We start from the raw sequence: 18229 nt of genomic DNA on the forward strand, positions 1-18229 counted from the left end.
TTCGTCAACATAAGAAATACAGTTGATTGCTTGCTGTACCTCTAGTAAACGGCGATACACCATGCCAGCCACTACTCCAGCCGAAGTGCGATCGCACCTCACAGATGCCCTCCAACTTGACTTAGTAGGACCAACACCTAATGATACCACCTACGCCTGTGAAGTCCTGACGCAGCCACCTTCTAAGTGGTATCTCACTGGCTTTCTGGTACCTTTTGGTGCACCGCCTGAAGTGCGTTCTGATGACACAAGCAATGATGAACTTGACCAAATTAGCAACAGCGATGTAGCTGATGATGCTGGAACTCCTGAAACTGCTTCCGCAAGAAAAGCACTTTTTCCCTCTTCGATTGGCTTAAGCTTTCTTATCTCATCAGAGACTAAAGAGTTAGATGTGACGGTGAATTGGGGCGACTACGTTTCTAAAGTTGGCGAAACGGAATTAGAGAGTACAGAAACTGACAGCGAGTCGGAACAAATCTCAACTGAGTTATGGGAACGCATTCCCCAAGCTGTGGATGTACACATCATCTTACCCAAAGATAAGCAGAAAAAACAGCTAGATGTTCCTGGTGGTAGTGGGTTGCAGTTGTTTGTTTCGTGTCGCGCAGTACGTTCTCAAAATCTTCCCAAGGGTACTCGTTCGGTTTCCGTCTTTCTAGTTAACTATCGCACTCATAACCCTAATAAAAAACGAGATCCCAGTTTTGCTTTCCAAGCCAGTCTCAACATCCGTACCACCAAGGGCTTTGTTCCTCGTCCTGACTTGCGTGGACAGAATAGTTCAGATTGGGATGAAGCTGTCGCTAGTTTACAATACCGCAATGACTGCGAGTTCGCCGTCGGTCATAACGTCTCGGCGATCGCACTTCACTCTGATAACAAATGTCAGGAAATCTCCACAACTTGGATACCACAAGCCGAAGTTCCCAGAGTTGAACCAGCAGACATCGCAGGGTTGGAACTTTCAATGGAAGCACTGGCGGATGCTGCAGACGCGCAAACTGTGCGCCGGATGATAAATCCAATGGTGACAAGTTATCTCAAGTGGATAACTGACCAACAAGCCGCAGCCCCAAGCGAACCGCAACAAACCAAAGTCGCAACTGACTTGTTGAACCGTGCGAGAAAAATATGCGATACGCGGAGCGTCAAGCCTCCGGCTTATCGCATCGCCCTGGACTCCAAGCACTGGATGATCCATTGGTTTTTGAGGCGTTTCAAATTGCTAACCGTGCGATCGCTACTGCCCGCAGACAACGCCTCACCCACGACACCCTTCGGGTTCGCAAGTTTCGACTCGACGGAAACCGCCAAGACTCGAACTTGCTCACCGACAACATCTCACCCGAAGACTTTCCACCCCCCAAATGGCGACCGTTTCAGTTAGCATTTTTACTCTTAAATCTCGTTAGCATCACCAACCCCGAAAATTCTGATCGGGAAATTGTCGATTTACTCTTCTTCCCCACAGGTGGCGGGAAAACCGAAGCATACCTGGGTTTAGCTGCATTTACCCTTGTCTTACGCCGTCTGCGAGACCCCAGCATTTACTCTGCAGGTGTCAGCGTCCTGATGCGCTACACCCTCCGTCTCCTCACCCTGGATCAACTCGAACGCGCTGCAACTCTCATCTGTGCTTTGGAACTTCAACGCCAGCATAACCCCAAACTTGGCAATCACCCCTTTGAAATTGGGCTTTGGGTCGGGCAAAGCGCTACTCCCAATAAAATGGGTAGCAAACGCGACAAGGATGAGAATTCAGCCCACGCCCGCACTCATGCTTACCAACGCGATGACAAAGCCAAACCTAAGCCAGTCCCCCTCGAACGCTGTCCTTGGTGTGGTGCAGAGTTAACAACCAACTCGTTTCAGTTGTTACCAAATCCCGATGCACCTACTGACTTGCGATTAATTTGTGTTGGCAGTAAGAAACGTGCGGACGGCAAACCAGCGTGCGTTTTTAGAAGAAACAATTTTCTGCCCTTAATTGCAGTCGATGAACAGATATATCGCAGATTACCCTGTTTCATCATTGCGACAGTTGACAAATTTGCCAATTTACCCTGGGTAGGTCAAACGGGGGCGCTTTTTGGTAAGGTGACGCACTACGACGACCGAGACGGATTTTATGGAACTGGTGATCCAAAAATTAAAGGGCGATCGCTCGAAAAAAGACTACCCCCACCCGACTTAGTTATTCAAGACGAATTGCACCTGATTTCCGGACCACTGGGAACGATGGTAGGATTGTACGAAACTGCAATAGATGCTTTATGCAGCGTCACCAACAACGATAAAACCATCCGCCCGAAAATCGTTGCTTCCACTGCAACCGTCCGCCGCGCCGATCGCCAAATCCAAGCATTATGTGACGTTCTCTCCCGTTATACCCTTGCGGGTATAATGGGAGCTTCTAAGAGTCAAAATTAAGTTGTCTGTACTCCATTCCAACCCCAAGCTTCTGGCTTCATAGGCTGGGCATCCCCTAAGCCTCCACCAGCAGACACCATGAGTCCCACGGCGTTTAATGCTCGTTGCAAGATATTACGAGCCGCGTTTTCGTCCCTGTCGATGACCGCATTGCATTTATGGCATTCATGAGTACGCATCGACAGGGTTTTAGGTACTTTCGCCCCACAATTTGAACAATCCACAGTTGTGCCATGAGGATTAACTTTAACAACGTGAACGCTGCATTTGACTGCCACTGCTTCCAACTTGTGAATGAAACTACCCCAAGCCACATCTAGGATTGATTTGCCCAAAGGTGTACGGGCTAAACCCCGGATATTTAAATCTTCAACTGCAATTAAGTCATAGCGTTTAACCAGTTTGTGTGCCGTATTGTAGTGAAAATTTTCTCTCACCCGCCCCACTCGTTGGTGAATGCGAGCAATCTTGTTTTGCAGCTTCTTGTACCCATTAGACCCTTTGTGCTTGCGGGATAAAAATTTTTGTTGTCGGGCTAAATGATTTTGTGCGGTGCGGTATGGCTTGCTTGCGGGCACTGTTTCGCCCAATGATGTCGTCAGAAATTCTTTTAATCCTACATCCACGCCAACAGTAGATTTCACTTCATCTAATGGCAATGGTGATGGCACTGTGTCATCTTCTAGGGACAAGCACACATACCAACCATCCGCTTTTTTGACTATCGTTGCCTGTTTGAGATTAAACCCGACTGGTAATGGTCGATGCATGATTACGGGCATTGGGCCAATCTTAGACAAACGCAATACTCCGTTCTCTAAAAAAGCCCCTGCCTTGGGATTATTGACTCGTGGAAACACGAAAGAACGCATTTGTCCCGACTTCTTAAACTTCGGCCTGCCTCCCCTTTTGCCACTCTTGTCGGGAAACAACCATTTCTTCCAAGCCTTATCCAAGCGTTGCAGATTGACTTGCTGAGATTCTGCCCAAATATTCTTGTAATTGGGAAACAACTGTTTTGTTTGCTTCAGGTCTGACTGCTGAGTGTAGTAGTCAACTTTATCTGGTATTTCCCCAATGGGTTGAGAAACAGTACTGCAACGGTCAATTTGACATCTCGTACGCCGCAACCAATCAAGTCTTTGCCCTAATGCGTAATTGTAGTGCCTACGCAAGAGTTCGAGCCAGTTGTCCATAATGACAACCTGTTCGGGATTTGGCTTGATTCGGTAGCAGTAAGTGATTAGCATAGAACTATTTTAGTTTATCGCTTTAACTTCTATACCATGTATCAAAAAGGTTTTAGGTCAGTTTATAGTCTTACCGCTCATATTGTTTTTGTCACCAAATACCGCAGAAAAGTCATCAACAAAGAAATTCTTGAGAAATTAGCTCAGATATTTACTTCGACTTGCAATAAGTGGGAATGTAACCTCAAGCAGTTTAATGGGGAATCTGACCACGTTCACTTGCTTGTCAGTTACCCGCCACACGTGCAACTGAGCAAACTCATTGCCAATCTCAAGACGGTTTCTTCTCGATTAATTCGCAGGGATTATAGTGAGTATCTGAGCAAGTTCGACAAAAAACCTGTATTCTGGACTGGTTCTTATTTTGTTGCCAGCTGCGGTGGTGTCACAATTGAGCAATTAAAGAGATACGTTGAGCAACAATCGTCTCCCGAAAACTAAGGATTCGCTACCGCTCAATTTTATACTGGCGGCAATTCCCCACCCAGTTAGCGGACTCCTACCATATATTGATCGCGTTGTGCTAGTCCATCGCCTGCGCGAAGTCATAGCCCTAACTGGTTTTACCCGCTTTGAAGCCGCAATGCCCAATATCGAAGGCGAAATCGACGAATTAGCGATTAATGTCCGTCGCGCCGCCCTTGATTTTGAAACGAAGTGGATACCTGCAATTGAGAATAAAGGCGAAGGTGTCTTTATCTCGTTTCATAAGCAAGTTATGGACCAATGGTTCAAGCGCGATACGGTGAAAAAGCGAGCCGAAGATTTAAACCGTGGTTTTCTCAAATGGCTTGATAGTAAGGGAATTCCTCGGGATAAAGCCGCATTTCCAGGTGTAAAATACATCATGCTGCACTCCCTATCTCACTTATTGATTACAGCAGTGTCTCTTGAATGCGGCTATGCTGCAAGTGCCATCCGTGAACGCATTTATGCAAGCGATTATGGGTATGGAATTTTACTTTATACCGGTTCTTCGGGTTCAGAAGGGACTTTAGGCGGCTTAGTAGAAGTTGGTAGACACATTGATTACCATCTCGGAAAAGCCCTAGCCTTAGGAAGACTTTGCTCAAACGACCCAGTTTGCGCTCAACACGAACCGGATAACCCTCGCGAAGAACGCTTTCTGCACGGTTCTGCATGTCACGGATGTTTGTTAATTGCTGAAACATCCTGCGAACGCCGCAACCAATTTCTTGATCGTGCGCTGGTGGTGGACACGGTTGAAGAATTAGACGCTGCATTCTTTCCAGATGATATTTTTCCCGATGATCTCGTCACTAGTTAATTAGCACCGCCAAAAGCAGTGTTTTGTATAGCTACTTGCTGCACCTTAAAAAGTGACAAAAATTGACAAATTTCTATCATTCACTTGAATCAATCAATAATATAATATACTCTGATAGCGTCAAATACTAAATACATTCAAATTCTTAACTCGGCGCATCAGACCCTTGAGGAGAGGCAGAAGGCCTAAGGAGTGAAAAGCAAACCATGTCAAGCTTTTAGGGTTACTTTGCCGCTTGTTGTACCGAACTCTAAATTTTACCCATGCTTATGGTAGCGCGCACTCCTACACAAAAGCCCCAGATAAAGTCAACAGAAGGTTGCAACTGTAAAAATCTACCTTTGACTCAGCAGCAATCCAAAAGGTGCATGACTCTACCTCCCCAGTTGAGGAACTGAATATCGCAACCAACACCTATGTCCTCAATAAGTTTTTGCAGCATAAAGTAGATTTCGTCTATGACTCAGCCTTCTTCTCAAAAGCAAGCCGAGCAACAATTGAATCAGTCAATTAATCAGCCAAAAGGGCTTCAAGAGTCTGCTCATCCTCAGCAGGGGCGACAGGAATTGAGTTTGAAGACCAAGGCAATCGCTTGGGCTATGCTTGTTAGTATGGTCCCCGTGCTAACAGTAGGGACAACCACTTACTACTTTGGTAGCCAGTTGACTGCCAAACAGATTTCTCAAGCTAGACTTGCGGATACCACAGGTCTGGCAAAAGCTGAACTTGCACTAAACAAACTACTGTCACTCCTGTTAATTGAAACGGGGGTGACGGCAGTGTTGGCAGCTGCGATCGCTACAATTTTAGGGATTCGCGCCATTCGTCCAGTCCTGAATGCTGCCGCAGTCTCTACCACTATGGTGAATAGGTTACGTCGAGAAAGCGCGGATTCTCCCACCTCCACCGTCAGCAAAGATGAACTGGCTGTCTTAGAGACAAACATCAACTTCGTCAAAGAACAGCTTCCGGATTTACTGTGGAAACAAGAAGCCGAAGCCGAATGCTCCCAGGTGTTTCACAACATTAGCCGCCGTATTCGCACATCGCTCACTCAAGAAGACCTCCTCAGAACCACTGTTGAAGAAGTTCGCAAAGCCCTAAGAATTGACCGCGTGGTCATCTTTCGTTTTGATTCTAACTTGGATGGAACTTTTGTAGAAGAATCTGCGGCATCTGATTTGCCAAAAATCTTATGGACTACCATCTCAGACCCCTGTTTCAACGGAGGGTATGTCGAACAATACCGAAATGGTCGCGTTCGTGCTATTGATGATATTTATCAAGCTAATCTTACTGATTGTCATATTGGGTTGCTAGAGCGATTTGCTGTCAAGTCCAATCTCATCGCGCCCATTCTCAAAAACGACCAGTTATTCGGCTTATTGATTGCACATCAGTGCTTTGAACCCCGTATTTGGCAGCAGTATGAAATTGATTTGTTTGCTCAGATAGCTACGCAAGTGGGATTCGCTCTTGACTATGTTAAGCTGCTAGAACGGATAGATACAAAAGCCGATCAAGCTCAGGCATTTATAGATATAACCCGCCGCATTCGAGAATCGCTCAACGAAGAGGATGTCCTAAAAGCCACCGTTGAAGAAACCCGCAAAGCACTGAGCGCTGACCGAGTGCTGGTTTATGGCTTTGACAGCAACTGGTATGGAACAGTGATTGCAGAATCAGTGATTCCAGGTTTTCCGAAAGCGTTGCGAGCCAAAATCAAAGATCCCTGCTTTGCTGAGGGCTATGTGGAAAAGTACCAAGCAGGTCGAGTTCAAGCCACTAATAACATTTATGAAGCAGGTTTGACCGCTTGTCACATTAGTCAACTCCAACCCTTTGCTGTCAGGGCAAATTTGGTTGCGCCCATTCTCAAAGATGACCAGCTATTTGGCTTATTAATTGCACATCAGTGCTCAGGACCTCGTGATTGGCAGCAATATGAAATTGATTTGTTTACCCAGATAGCTACGCAAGTAGGATTTGCTCTCGACCATGCCAGACTCCTTCAGCGAATCGATGCTGAAGGAGTGCGAACTCAATTACTTACGGACATAACCCGCCGCATTCGGGAATCGCTCAACGAAGAAGACGTCCTCAAAACCACCGTTAATGAAGTTCGCAAAGCACTGGGCGCTGACCGAGTGGTTGTTTATGGGTTTGACAGCGACTGGTATGGAACTGTGGTTGCAGAATCAGTTGTTCCAGGTTTTCCGAAAGCGTTGCGAGCCAAAATCAAAGACCCCTGTTTTGCAGAAGGCTATGTAGAAATGTACCAAGCAGGTCGAGTTCAAGCGACCAATAACATTTATGAAGCAGGATTGAGCGATTGTTACATTGGTCAACTCGAACCCTTTGCTGTCAAGGCAAATTTGGTTGCGCCCATTCTCAAAGATGACCAGCTATTTGGCTTATTGATAGCGCATCAGTGCTCAGGACCTCGTGATTGGCAGCAATATGAAATTGATTTATTCGCTCAGATAGCTACGCAGGTCGGATTTGCTCTCGACCATGCCAGACTCCTATACCGGGTAGAGCAGGCGTACCAATCTGCTGAAGCGACCTCTGACGAGCAGCGTGAACAAAAAGAAGCACTCCAGCGTCAGGTGTTAGAACTGCTCAGAGGTAGTGACACCGCTGTCCAAACCCTTTCAGGTGAGGCGAAGAGCCAGGTGGAGTCCCTTACAGGTGCCTACAATCAAATTAAAACGTTAGTTGATTCGGCGATGATAATGGTGATTTGTGCCCAACAAGCAGAACTCCAAGAACAGCAGCTCAGTCAAATAGTACAGGATGGGCATGAGTCCATAGACCCAATTTTAGAAAACTTCTGTGATATCCAAGTAAGAGTTATGGAAGCTGCCGAGAAGGTCGAGCGTCTAGACCAACCTTTTCAAAAGCTTTCCCATATAGTGAGCTTTATTAGTAATATCGCATCTCAAATAAAGCTCCAAGCTATGAATACAGTACTTGAAGCGAGTCGAACCCCAGAAGCTGGTCAACAATTTGCTTGGCTCGCTGACGAAGCACTTTCTCAAGTGCATCAATTAGACGCGAGTATTGTAGAAATAGAATCACTCGTTGCAGAAATTCAAACACAAGCCAATGAAGTTATTCCTGTTATGGAATACGGGGCAGAACAGGCAATGACCGGGATTAGATTGGCGCAGGAAACTCAGCAGAAGTTCAATCAGATTGTTATTATTAGTGACCAAATGAAAAAACTGGTCGAGGAGCTTGTCCACACGGGTCCAGTCCAAGCAAAAACTTCAACCTCAGCAAGCCAATCTATTCTAGAAGTTGCGAGTATTGCCAGCAAGACTTCAGAGCAAGTCATGGCAGTGGCTAAGTCTTTAGACAAGCTGTTAACAATCGCACAAGATCTGCAGGAGGATGCTGAGTGAGAACCCCACTGTTGGACTCATTGCGCTGCCTCACCGTATTCGTTATTGGGTGTGCAAGACGGTTATTATAGCGCTTGGTGGTGTTGGGTGCAATACATATCTGTAGTGAAAGTGCATGCACTTTCACATTATTCGTGGTGATGTATGTGATTCAAATGAGAATCGCTATAATTTCCAAACTTGTCCGGAATAACCTTCCTACAAACTAGAACGAGATGGCGGGACGTTGATAGAAATAAACCGATGGTTCCCTAGCTCTAAACTTTGTTCTAATTGTCATTACCAAATTTCGGAGTTGTCGTTAGATGTAAGAACTTGGACTTGCCCAAGTTGTGGTACTCATCATGATAGAGATGGTAATGCTGCAATGAATATTAGAGCAGCTATGTTTCAGAATGCTGTCCTCCTCTGGGACGGGGGAGGCGCTCCGCCAATGGAGAGGAAGTAAGACCAACTCGCGGGCGTAAGCCTAAGATGAGGTGAGACCAGCGCTGCAGGAGGGTTTCCCGACAGCCAGGCGACTGGCGTTCGCCTTCAGGCGTGCGCTTTGCGCATACCCGGAGGGCATTCCTCCGTGAAGTTGGAAGCCCCGTCCGCGCCCGACGGCGGGGTAGTTCACTGAGAAAAGTAAAAATCTGGCAAAAGTCTGAAAACAATGTATGCAAAGCTTGACAGATTTAAACATACCGCAGAAATTATTCGGTGATGGTTGAGCTAATCGGTGCATTGACGGCGTATATAAACTACGCTACAAGTGGCACGAAAGATTAACCGGGGAAATCTGAAATTTGTAGAACTTATTTTTTTGTTTGAAATGCTGAATATTAAAATGAACCAACAGGGAATTTGCAATGCTTTAATTAAAATATGTAGATAATTTTGCTTCTTTGTAGTTAAAAGCCTGTGTTACTTCATAGTATTGATTCCTACACTCTGTCTGAGTGCCTCAAAGAACTCTTCAAGACAATCTTGCAGAACGATGGCACTCTCCAAAAAAATGTATCCAGTGTTTGCCTCATATTGGCACAGTCAGTACAAAATGCTGTGCTAGAGTGACAACACTGGCGCTAGCGTGAGGGATAGGATATGGTCGTAGAAAGGTGTTTGGGTGTTTATTATAAACCCATTTCTCATCTTCACAAAGGATGAGAAAGCCTTTTCGACTTGACGAAACGGAGTTTTGCCTCGGGTGTTGCACAAAAAGCAAAGCTTAAGTCAATGAGTGGCAAAAAGGTGCTGTTTGCGTCATATTTATGCAAGTTCCTCTGCTCCAATAGCTATATTGACCGGACAAAAATTCACAAATTCTGATTATGGCAAGTAAATTAGTCTCTGTTAGAGAATACACTGTTAAGGCACATAAACGACTGATTCATACCCGGGTTTTCAACTTTCTGTGTAAGGAATGCGGTATTCCGGCGAAGCGCGAGACTTACGGATCTCGACCTTTGTATTGTGAACAATGTCGTCCTCCTCAACCACCCAAAAAATCGTTAATGAAGCCTCAAAAGGCTAAACCTAGACCCATGACCTATAAATCTAAAACTGATTTGGATTGAGTTGACGCCATATGACTACCAAGGGAAAACTAGAGCCACCACCCCAAACCTTGCTGGAGCCACTTTTGGAATTACGGGACTACTATACTGCTCTTACTGAAGAGTATGAACGTTTATGGCAAACGGCGCGATCGCAACTTGTACATGTAGAAGCCTTGTTATCCAACTGGTCTGGTGTCGATGAACGCGACAATCTAAGGGCTGTCGTTGAGATGTTGTCTTTTGCACCCACTCCTAGCCAGCAAGACTCCCTGTCAACCACTCAATATCAATCGGATGTTGAACAACAACAAGCTATCGACTCAGAACTCCAAGACGATGAAGACCAACAGATAGATTTGGATGATGTTGAACAACAACAAGCTATCGACTCAGAACTCCCAGACGATGAGGACCAGCAGATAGATTTAGATGAGGAGTCATCGGACGAAGAAAACACAGTAGTTACATCACCCACTCCATCCCCACAAAAGGAGATACCAACTCAGAATAACGATCACTCTATGCCTGGGGATATTCCAATGCTGCCCCAGTACCAAGTTCTCACGCGAATGCAAGCGATAGAGAAAATATTGCGAGAGAATGCTGGAAGTGTCTGTCATATAGACTTCGTTGTGCGCTCACTTTTTGGCGATTTAGAGCCAAGTGTGTTCAAAATCGTCAAAAGTCGCATCCAGTCCTCTCTGACACATGGCAAAGAAAAGAGTTACTGGGCAGCCGTTCCCGATGAGCCAGGATGTTACACCCTGGATTTAAGCTTGATAACACCAGCAAATGGTAAGGTCAAATCCAAGACAATCAAACCTCAAAAGAAGAAACCCTTCCTACTCCCTAAGTCAAAAAGGGCATCAATGCTGCCTGAATATGAAGGTAAGTTTTTGATTGATGCCATCTGCATACTCTTGCAGAAAAATTCCGGGAAAATCTTCAGCGTAGCTGATGTCATCACAGGACTTTATGGAGAACTCAATGCTGAACAACTAACAGAGATAAAAACTGCAGTGCATAATGAACTTTCTAGAGGTCATCGGATAGGAAGATTCTCTAGAGTTCCTGACAAAGTTGGTTATTATACTTGGGATTTAAGTAAATTCCGGAGAAAATAGCCCCCATGTCGCAACTTGAGAAGTCAAAAGGAGCCTGCACTGTGGAATGGCAAATGCAAAATTCGCAAATTTCAACTCACCTTCTTTTAGCTGAGTTACAAATACAGGGCGACTCCGAATGACTTCTGCAAGCATTGCTGATGTTCTGGATAAAACTAGTGAGGCTAAAGCATAAATCCAGCAAAGCTACTGCGCATTTACTGGGCGAGGTCCAGGTTGTACTGTGACTTGCACAGTTGTGTCATTACGTTGCAGTTGCATTTGCACATTTGCCCCAACGCCACTTTTATCAATTATCTGCTGCACTGTATCCGCAGTGGTAACAGATTGATTGTTGATTTGTTGGATGACATCTCCTGGACGTATTCCGGCTTTGTCAGCCGGAGAACCAGGAAGAACGCGGACAATAAGAATACCTTGGTCTGCTTGCACGCGGACGTTACTATTTGACAGGCTGTTAATCCGTTGCTTAAGTTCAGGTGTGAGGGATACCATCTGAATCCCTATGAAGGGATGTTCAACTTTACCCTGAGTAATTAATTGCTGGGCAATTCGTTGAGCAGTATCAATGGGAATCGCAAAGCCTATTCCTTGAGCGCCCTGGATAATAGCTGTGTTCATCCCAATAACTTGACCACGAGCATTTAGCAGTGGTCCGCCGGAGTTTCCAGGATTAATGGCTGCATCAGTCTGAATATAACCAACCCGGTTATTTGATGCACCGATATCACTAATAGAACGATCCGTTGCACTAACAACGCCTACTGTTACTGTTTCTTGCAAACCTAAGGGATTACCAATTGCGATCGCCCACTGTCCTGGCTTAACTTGCTGAGATTTTGCCAGTTCTACAGTTGGGAGGTTATTTACTGGAACTTGCACAACCGCAATATCAGTCAATTTGTCTTGTCCCAAGACTTTTCCTTCAACAGTACGACCGTCGGACAATGATACCGATACTGTATCAGCATCATTGACAACGTGAGCATTTGTGAGAATCTGTCCATTAGCATTAATCACAAAACCAGAACCAACACCACGCACCACTTTCTCTTGAGGCTGTGCTGGTATCTGCCGACCAAAAAACCGTTGATAGAATGGGTCATTTAAGATCTCTGGGACTTGGCTTCTGACAGTTCTGGAAGTATTAATTTGCACTACCGCAGGTTCAACCTTATTTACCACAGCAACTACAAAGTTATTATCCTCTGGAGTTGGTGTCAGAGGACGGTTATTTGGAGTAGCAGACTGTTGGACTGGTTGAGCATTAGCAGTATTAGTCTCCCGTGAAGGTTGCACGTTTCTCGATGAGTTTATTGAGCAGCCACTCAAAAATGCTATTCCTACTCCAATAAGTGGTAGGAATAAGTGAGTTAACGATTTTTTTTCAGAGATTTTGCCGAGTTGATTTATTTTTTTATCTAGTGCATCTATCTTTAGATTGATCAAATTTTGATTCTTCTTTGAGCGTATTCTTTTCATTAGACTGTGTTTATCGAATATGTCAAACAGAAAATCCCTCTTTTTCTATGCTTATACCAACTCAAGCTTCTTGTCATCTATAATAAGAAAGCTATTATTAAAGAATAATTAGTATTGTTAAAAGGGAACAGGCAACAGGGAATAGGGAACAGGGTGGTTATGTGAGGGGATTTAAAACCCGTCACTATCGCTCGTTCTTAAGAACGGGGCTTTGGATCCAAGTGGTCTCGGGGGTAGAAGCTGTAAGCAGCAACTATCCCAAGAGGAAAACAGCGCGCTCAGGTTAGGGTAGGGTGTAGATGGCTTAGATCTATTTATTATTTTCCCCTACCCTAGTAAAGTCAGCTTATCCAGCGGTTCGGCTTATAATACCGAGCTGACGATCCACAGGATTAGAGTCGTCAGCATCATCAAAAGTCCCCGGAATGGGAACATCTACGTTTTCTTCATCATGAACAGAGTCATTCAAGTCATTCAAGTCATTCTTATTTCCAGAAGCTTCTTTATCTGGATTAGGGTTAATTACACTTGGATCAGCGCTTTCATGAACTGATAAATTAATGGGCTTGCGTGGTTCCTGAGTCATTTTTGCCTCTTTGTTAAACTTGCATAAACTGACTACTTATACAAGTTAAAACTTGGGCTGATGCTATTCCCTCTAGCAACAGACGTACCCTTAAGGAAGATATTTCCGGTATTCAAATATCAAAAGTGATTTGAAACCATCTTCATCAGGACAACCTTTCTTATTCTTAACCTTGACTTCGTAATTCGTAATTACGTTGGTAAATACGAATTACGAATCACTCATTATTGACTATTAATGCTGGTTGTGCTGCGATGTTTTATAGCTGCATTCTCTTGTTGATCATCTTCTAAGATGACAGGTACGGGCTGAACGTGCCAAATATCTCGGGCGTACTCGCGAATTGTCCGGTCTGAGGAAAAGTAGCCCGTGCGCGCTGCGTTGAGAATTGACATCCTCAACCACTTGTCTTGATTGCGATATGCCTCACTCACCTGTTGTTGACACTCAATGTAGGACTGGTAATCAGCAAACAGTAAATAGTCATCCCGGTTTTTGAGAGATTCTACCAGTGGTTTGAATAAATCCCTGTCACCTTTGGAGAAGTAACCGGATGCAATCTGGTCAATTGCTTGTTTGAGTTGAGGATTACTGTTGTAATAATCCCACGGATGGTAGCCTTGAGCTTTCATTTGTGAAACTTGTTCAGTCGTCAGTCCAAAGAGGAAGAAGTTTTCGTGTCCGACGCGATCGCGAATTTCTATATTCGCCCCATCCAGTGTACCAATCGTCAATGCCCCATTCATGGCAAACTTCATGTTGCTCGTACCAGAGGCTTCCTTACCAGCAGTCGAGATTTGTTCCGAAACGTCAGCCGCTGGATAGATGCGCTGTGCTAACGCTACATTGTAGTTTGCTAAGAAAACGACTTTGAGGCGAGATGCCTCCGGCACGCTACCGCGAACGCCTACATCCGGATCATTATTCACCACATCCGCTACTGAGTTGATCAACTGAATAATCAACTTTGCCATTGCATAACCAGGTGCAGCCTTACCAGCAAAAATCACAGTTCGCGGTACAACATCCGCATGAGGATTCTGTTTGATTTGGTTATAAAGTGTAATTACGTGCAGCAAATTCAAAAGCTGACGCTTATACTCGTGCAGTCGCTTCACCTGTATATCAAACAGAGAATTGGGATCAACATGAATACCATTCGTTTGCAAAATGTACTCTGCTAAGTCCTGTTTATTCTCCTGCTTAATTTGTCGCCATTGATCACGAAATTCTTGGTCGTCCACAAAAGCTTCTAACTGCTTGAGTTCTTCCAAATTTTTAATCCAACCCTTACCGATTTTATTTGTTATGTGGAGGGCTAGTTTGGAGTTGGCGACCAAAATCCAACGACGCGGGGTGACTCCATTGGTTTTGTTACTGAATTTTTCGGGAAACAATTCGTAGAAGTCTCGAAACAAGTCATGTGTCAGTAGTTCGGTGTGTAATGCTGCGACACCGTTAATAGCATGACTACCCACACAAGCAAGATGAGCCATTCTTACCCGTTTGTCTGCACCTTCTTCAATCAGCGACAGTCGGGCAACTTTTTCAATGTCTTGAGGATATTTAGCACGAACTTCGTCCAAGAAACGCTGGTTAATCTCAAAAATAATCTCCAAGTGTCGAGGTAGAAGTCTGCCAAAAATGCTTAAAGACCAACGTTCCAAAGCTTCAGACAGCAATGTATGATTGGTAAAACCAAAGGTTTTTTGGGTGATGTCCCAAGCTTTATCCCATCCTAGCTGGTGTTCGTCTACCAATAGCCGCATGAGTTCGGCTACACCAATGGTAGGGTGGGTGTCATTAATTTGCAGGGCAAATTTATTGGGGAAATTGTCAAAGTTGTCGTCGTGTTGCAGGAAGTTGCGGATGATATCTTGCAGAGAACAGGAAACAAAGAAGTATTGCTGCTGTAAACGCAGTTCTCGACCTTGGTAATTATTGTCGTTGGGATAGAGAACTTTGGTAATATTTTCAGAGAAGACTTTATCAGCAACGGCATTGGCAAAGTCTCCACTGTTGAAAATCTGCAAGTTAAATTCATCACTCGCTTTGGCACTCCACAAACGCAGAGTGTTCACAGTGTTGGAGTTGTAACCGACCATTGGTGTGTCGTATGGTGTCCCTAAGACAGTTCTTTCTGGAATCCAACGCACTTGGTAGCGTCCCTGCTCATCTGTGAAAGCTTCGGTGTGTCCACCAAATTTAACTTCCATAGTGTAATCGGGACGAGGAATTTCCCAAGGGTTTCCAAAACGTAGCCAGCGATCTGGAACTTCCACTTGAGTACCATCGCGAATCACTTGCTGAAAGATGCCGTATTCGTAGCGAATACCGTAGCCAATGGCAGGAATTTCCAAAGTCGAGAGGGAATCTAGAAAGCAAGCGGCTAGTCGTCCTAAACCACCGTTGCCTAATCCTGGTTCATCTTCCTGTTCCATTAAGTCATACAAATCATACCCTGACTCTTGCACTACTTGACGGGCAACATCATGAAGTCCAATATTTGTCAAGTTTTTGCCTAGTTGTCGTCCAATAAGGTATTCTGCAGACAGGTAGCAAACGACTTTGACATCCTTTTTAAAGTAGGTTTGCTCGACAGTCTTAAGCCAACGGTGCAGCAGGCGATCGCGTACAGTATACGCCAGTGCCATATAGTAGTCGTGTGCTGTTGCCCAACCTTTATCTTTTGCCTGAATGTAATAGAGGTTATCAAAGAAAGCACGTTTGAGGGTTTCGACGTCCATTCCCGTGCGATCGTCCTCCACTTGGATGGCGGCGTGTTCTGTACGACAAATGTGCTTTTTCCAATGAGGAATGTGCTTGCCATTGTGTTTTTTTAAGCCGTTGCCATTATTCATGGTTACAATTTCCAAAGAGTCGTGACGAGGTGAAGTTACCACTGCAACTTTAGAAGAACGGATAGATTTTTTACCTCTAACCAAGGAAACAATAGCGCAACGAAGTGTCAAATTGTTTTCAATGAAATTTTATGAGTGACAGCATTCTTAGAAATTTTGTTTTAAGCTTCTTCTCTAACCTTGGATATTAGGAAGTACTTTTGTAATATCTCCCCAATTAACAAAAACAAGACCCCACTCAGAATTCCTATTCCCATGATGTTCAATTCAACGCTACCAAATCCTAAAAAAGCAGGATTTATAAGTGTTATCAGGAGCAATGAAATAGACGAAAAACTACTTGTCATTAAAGACAGCTTGACACTTGTTTTTGAGAAGTTATAGCGTCCCGTTTGAGCGAGCAAAAAAGCAACAAAAGGAGCAAACACCCCTCCTACATATGCTGCATAAAAATACACAATTAAATTAACAATTTCCCCACCTTTCAAAGCAACGGCAAGACCAAACAGAGCATTTGCAGCAGTGACGAGTAGCCGACTCCAAACAGATGCAGGCAGAATGTTGAAGTCCAAAATAGTCTTGCTTTGCACTCGCAATATGCTGCTGCCAATACCCAGCGCTGGAACCAGTAAAGATATAATCAGAGCAATACCCAAAGGCTTGTCGGTACCACCGCCAACCCAGGCTAGGATAAATGGGAGAGTTTCTTTACCATCAATGCCAGCAGGGAAAATTCCTGCGTTATGTGCCGCTACAACAACTGTTGAAGGTAAAAAAGCAAGCAGTAGTAGCAAAATTGCGGCCAAAGTACACCCTTGATACAGACTGTTTACATCTTTTGCTTGGAGAAGAAACTGCTGATACTTCATATCTATAGGTACCAGCAGAATTGTAGACAATGAGATGCCCACTATAGTTGGCAAACTCATATGTTTGAGTGAGCTAGCAAATTCTATGGGCGATCGCACATAATCACCAAAACCATGTAACACCCACAATCCATAAACCAAAGCCAAAAAATTCAGAATCAGTAACCCTCGCAATATCCAGCCTGCTTTTTCCATTGGGAGTAGGGAAATGATTGCAAACAGGATAGCCAAAACAACCATCGTCGGGAGAGTAGCTATTCCGAAGACCTTGAGGATAAATGCTCCAGAAATCAACTGAACAGCTTCAATGCCAATCAGCGATGACCAGGACATTAGGCTCACAAAAACTTTTACCCCATCTCCGTAGGCAGAACCTAGCAATGTCCAAATTGGCTCTGCTCGTTTCCAGTAAAATTTTGCCAGTCCTAAAAGAGCTATTGTACCCAAGCCAAGGGAGACAGTATAGAGACTGCCAGCAGCCCCTAAAGTTAGGGATTTCTCAGCGGTTCCCAAAAGAAACCCCAAACCGTAATGCGCGGATACCAGCAAGGCTGCTAGTGAAAAAGTATCCAGTCTGCGGTCAAAAGCCATATTGGCATCTGCTCCACAAATTTTTTTAAATTTCCCCGTGAATTTTAACTGGTTCGTGGCTAAACTTCATTAACTCGTAGAGATCATAAGCATATAAATCTTCCTGACTTGGCTCGTCAGTTTGACTTGTTGCCACAATAGGGTCATTGTATGCTTTGGTTCTACCAATCAATAAAAGTTTTTTTCCTGCACACTCTCCAATTAACCTGAACTGATGATCTGGAAAGAAGTTGACTTCATCAGTATATAATGATGTCTGATTTTTGATTGGCATATTTTCTCCTGAATTCTAAGAATTGCTGCGACTCGTTCAAATTGATTTTCAACCATTACGGGAAAGGATGCTGATTCTTTTGAGTAGAGGGAATTGCAAAAATAGAGATGCACACAATTGTGATGTTTTTTGACTTTTGAATTGACAAAAGATACAGGATATTCCCTAAACGAAATCAACAGCCTCTTATGTCTACACTGCCAGTAGTGACAGCTATTCTAGTTAGGAGAACCTAGGGACAACGGCTTGAAATCAGCTGATGTCACAGGTACTCCTTCCAATGCCGACGGAGTTAGCTGACGGGCTAAGACTGGAAGGTGTCTCTCCATTCAAGATTCGCCCCAATACATTGGTTCCTCCGCTTCTAACCCAGGTTAGAAGTTTTTCAACAACTAGACTGGATTGAATTAGGCAAGTTTTACCCATACATTAACTAAAACTATACTGAAACGTCCAAACAGTCAATCCTTCTTTTGGTCTCACCTCAGGACGAGTGCTATTTAACAACTTATCTGGTTAATAT

Annotated in this window: 14 protein-coding genes and 1 riboswitch; of the genes, 8 read left to right on the forward strand and 6 right to left on the reverse strand. The window is 44.4% G+C overall.

Going from position 1 to position 18229, the window contains the following annotated elements:
• The first annotated feature begins 61 nt into the window (after positions 1–61).
• Both DP116_RS00460 and DP116_RS00465 read left to right on the forward strand, forming a co-directional pair.
• The gene (locus DP116_RS00460; RefSeq protein ID WP_169153285.1) at positions 62–1390 is read left to right on the forward strand and encodes a hypothetical protein; all 1329 of its coding nucleotides are present in this window, start codon (positions 62–64) and stop codon (positions 1388–1390) included.
• Positions 1327–2433, forward strand: a complete 1107-nt coding sequence (locus tag DP116_RS00465) for a hypothetical protein (RefSeq protein ID WP_169153286.1) — start codon at positions 1327–1329, stop codon at positions 2431–2433. The genes DP116_RS00460 and DP116_RS00465 overlap by 64 nt, the downstream gene beginning before the upstream one ends.
• On the opposite strand, the gene DP116_RS00470 is transcribed toward DP116_RS00465, so the two are convergent.
• Positions 2430–3683: an RNA-guided endonuclease InsQ/TnpB family protein gene (locus tag DP116_RS00470; RefSeq protein WP_169153287.1), complete on the reverse strand. Its 1254-nt coding sequence runs from the start codon at positions 3681–3683 to the stop codon at positions 2430–2432. The two genes, DP116_RS00465 and DP116_RS00470, sit on opposite strands and share 4 nt — an antisense overlap.
• Before the next feature lie 36 nt (positions 3684–3719).
• Here DP116_RS00470 and tnpA point away from each other — a divergent pair, with 36 nt between their 5' ends.
• From tnpA to DP116_RS00495, 6 genes are all read left to right on the forward strand, one after another.
• Positions 3720–4124 carry an IS200/IS605 family transposase gene (gene tnpA, locus DP116_RS00475; protein ID WP_169153288.1) on the forward strand — a complete coding sequence of 135 codons (405 nt, stop codon included), beginning with the start codon at positions 3720–3722 and terminating at the stop codon, positions 4122–4124.
• Positions 4096–4971, forward strand: coding sequence for a DUF1998 domain-containing protein (drmB, locus tag DP116_RS00480; RefSeq protein ID WP_211172994.1), 876 nt, complete (start codon positions 4096–4098; stop codon positions 4969–4971). The genes tnpA and drmB overlap by 29 nt, the downstream gene beginning before the upstream one ends.
• 458 nt (positions 4972–5429) lie before the next feature.
• Positions 5430–8378: a methyl-accepting chemotaxis protein gene (locus tag DP116_RS00485; protein ID WP_169153289.1), complete on the forward strand. Its 2949-nt coding sequence runs from the start codon at positions 5430–5432 to the stop codon at positions 8376–8378.
• 226 nt (positions 8379–8604) lie between these two features.
• Positions 8605–8826, forward strand: coding sequence for a zinc ribbon domain-containing protein (locus tag DP116_RS00490; protein WP_339381524.1), 222 nt, complete (start codon positions 8605–8607; stop codon positions 8824–8826).
• Positions 8827–9691: 865 nt separating this feature from the next.
• Positions 9692–9937 carry a hypothetical protein gene (locus tag DP116_RS28880; protein ID WP_071654235.1) on the forward strand — a complete coding sequence of 82 codons (246 nt, stop codon included), beginning with the start codon at positions 9692–9694 and terminating at the stop codon, positions 9935–9937.
• Between the two features lie 11 nt (positions 9938–9948).
• Positions 9949–11043, forward strand: coding sequence for a hypothetical protein (locus DP116_RS00495; protein ID WP_169153290.1), 1095 nt, complete (start codon positions 9949–9951; stop codon positions 11041–11043).
• A gap of 186 nt (positions 11044–11229) precedes the next feature.
• On the opposite strand, the gene DP116_RS00500 is transcribed toward DP116_RS00495, so the two are convergent.
• The 5 genes from DP116_RS00500 to DP116_RS00520 form a co-directional block, all read right to left on the reverse strand.
• Entirely contained in the window at positions 11230–12525 is a 1296-nt protein-coding gene (locus tag DP116_RS00500; RefSeq protein WP_169153291.1) for an HhoA/HhoB/HtrA family serine endopeptidase, read from the reverse strand.
• Between the two features lie 346 nt (positions 12526–12871).
• The gene (locus tag DP116_RS00505; RefSeq protein ID WP_169153292.1) at positions 12872–13111 is read right to left on the reverse strand and encodes a hypothetical protein; all 240 of its coding nucleotides are present in this window, start codon (positions 13109–13111) and stop codon (positions 12872–12874) included.
• 224 nt (positions 13112–13335) lie between these two features.
• Complete coding sequence (locus DP116_RS00510; RefSeq protein ID WP_343038219.1) at positions 13336–15858, reverse strand: glycogen/starch/alpha-glucan phosphorylase; 2523 nt, start codon at positions 15856–15858, stop codon at positions 13336–13338.
• 275 nt (positions 15859–16133) lie between these two features.
• A complete protein-coding gene (locus tag DP116_RS00515) occupies positions 16134–17432 on the reverse strand; it encodes an SLC5/6 family protein (RefSeq protein WP_169153293.1) in 1299 nt (432 codons plus the stop codon).
• A gap of 25 nt (positions 17433–17457) precedes the next feature.
• Complete coding sequence (locus DP116_RS00520; RefSeq protein ID WP_048870345.1) at positions 17458–17706, reverse strand: hypothetical protein; 249 nt, start codon at positions 17704–17706, stop codon at positions 17458–17460.
• A gap of 266 nt (positions 17707–17972) precedes the next feature.
• Positions 17973–18096: riboswitch (cyclic di-AMP (ydaO/yuaA leader) on the reverse strand.
• Positions 18097–18229 lie beyond the last annotated feature (133 nt).

The sequence above is a fragment of the Brasilonema bromeliae SPC951 genome, assembly GCF_012912135.1.
GTDB lineage: Bacteria > Cyanobacteriota > Cyanobacteriia > Cyanobacteriales > Nostocaceae > Brasilonema > Brasilonema bromeliae.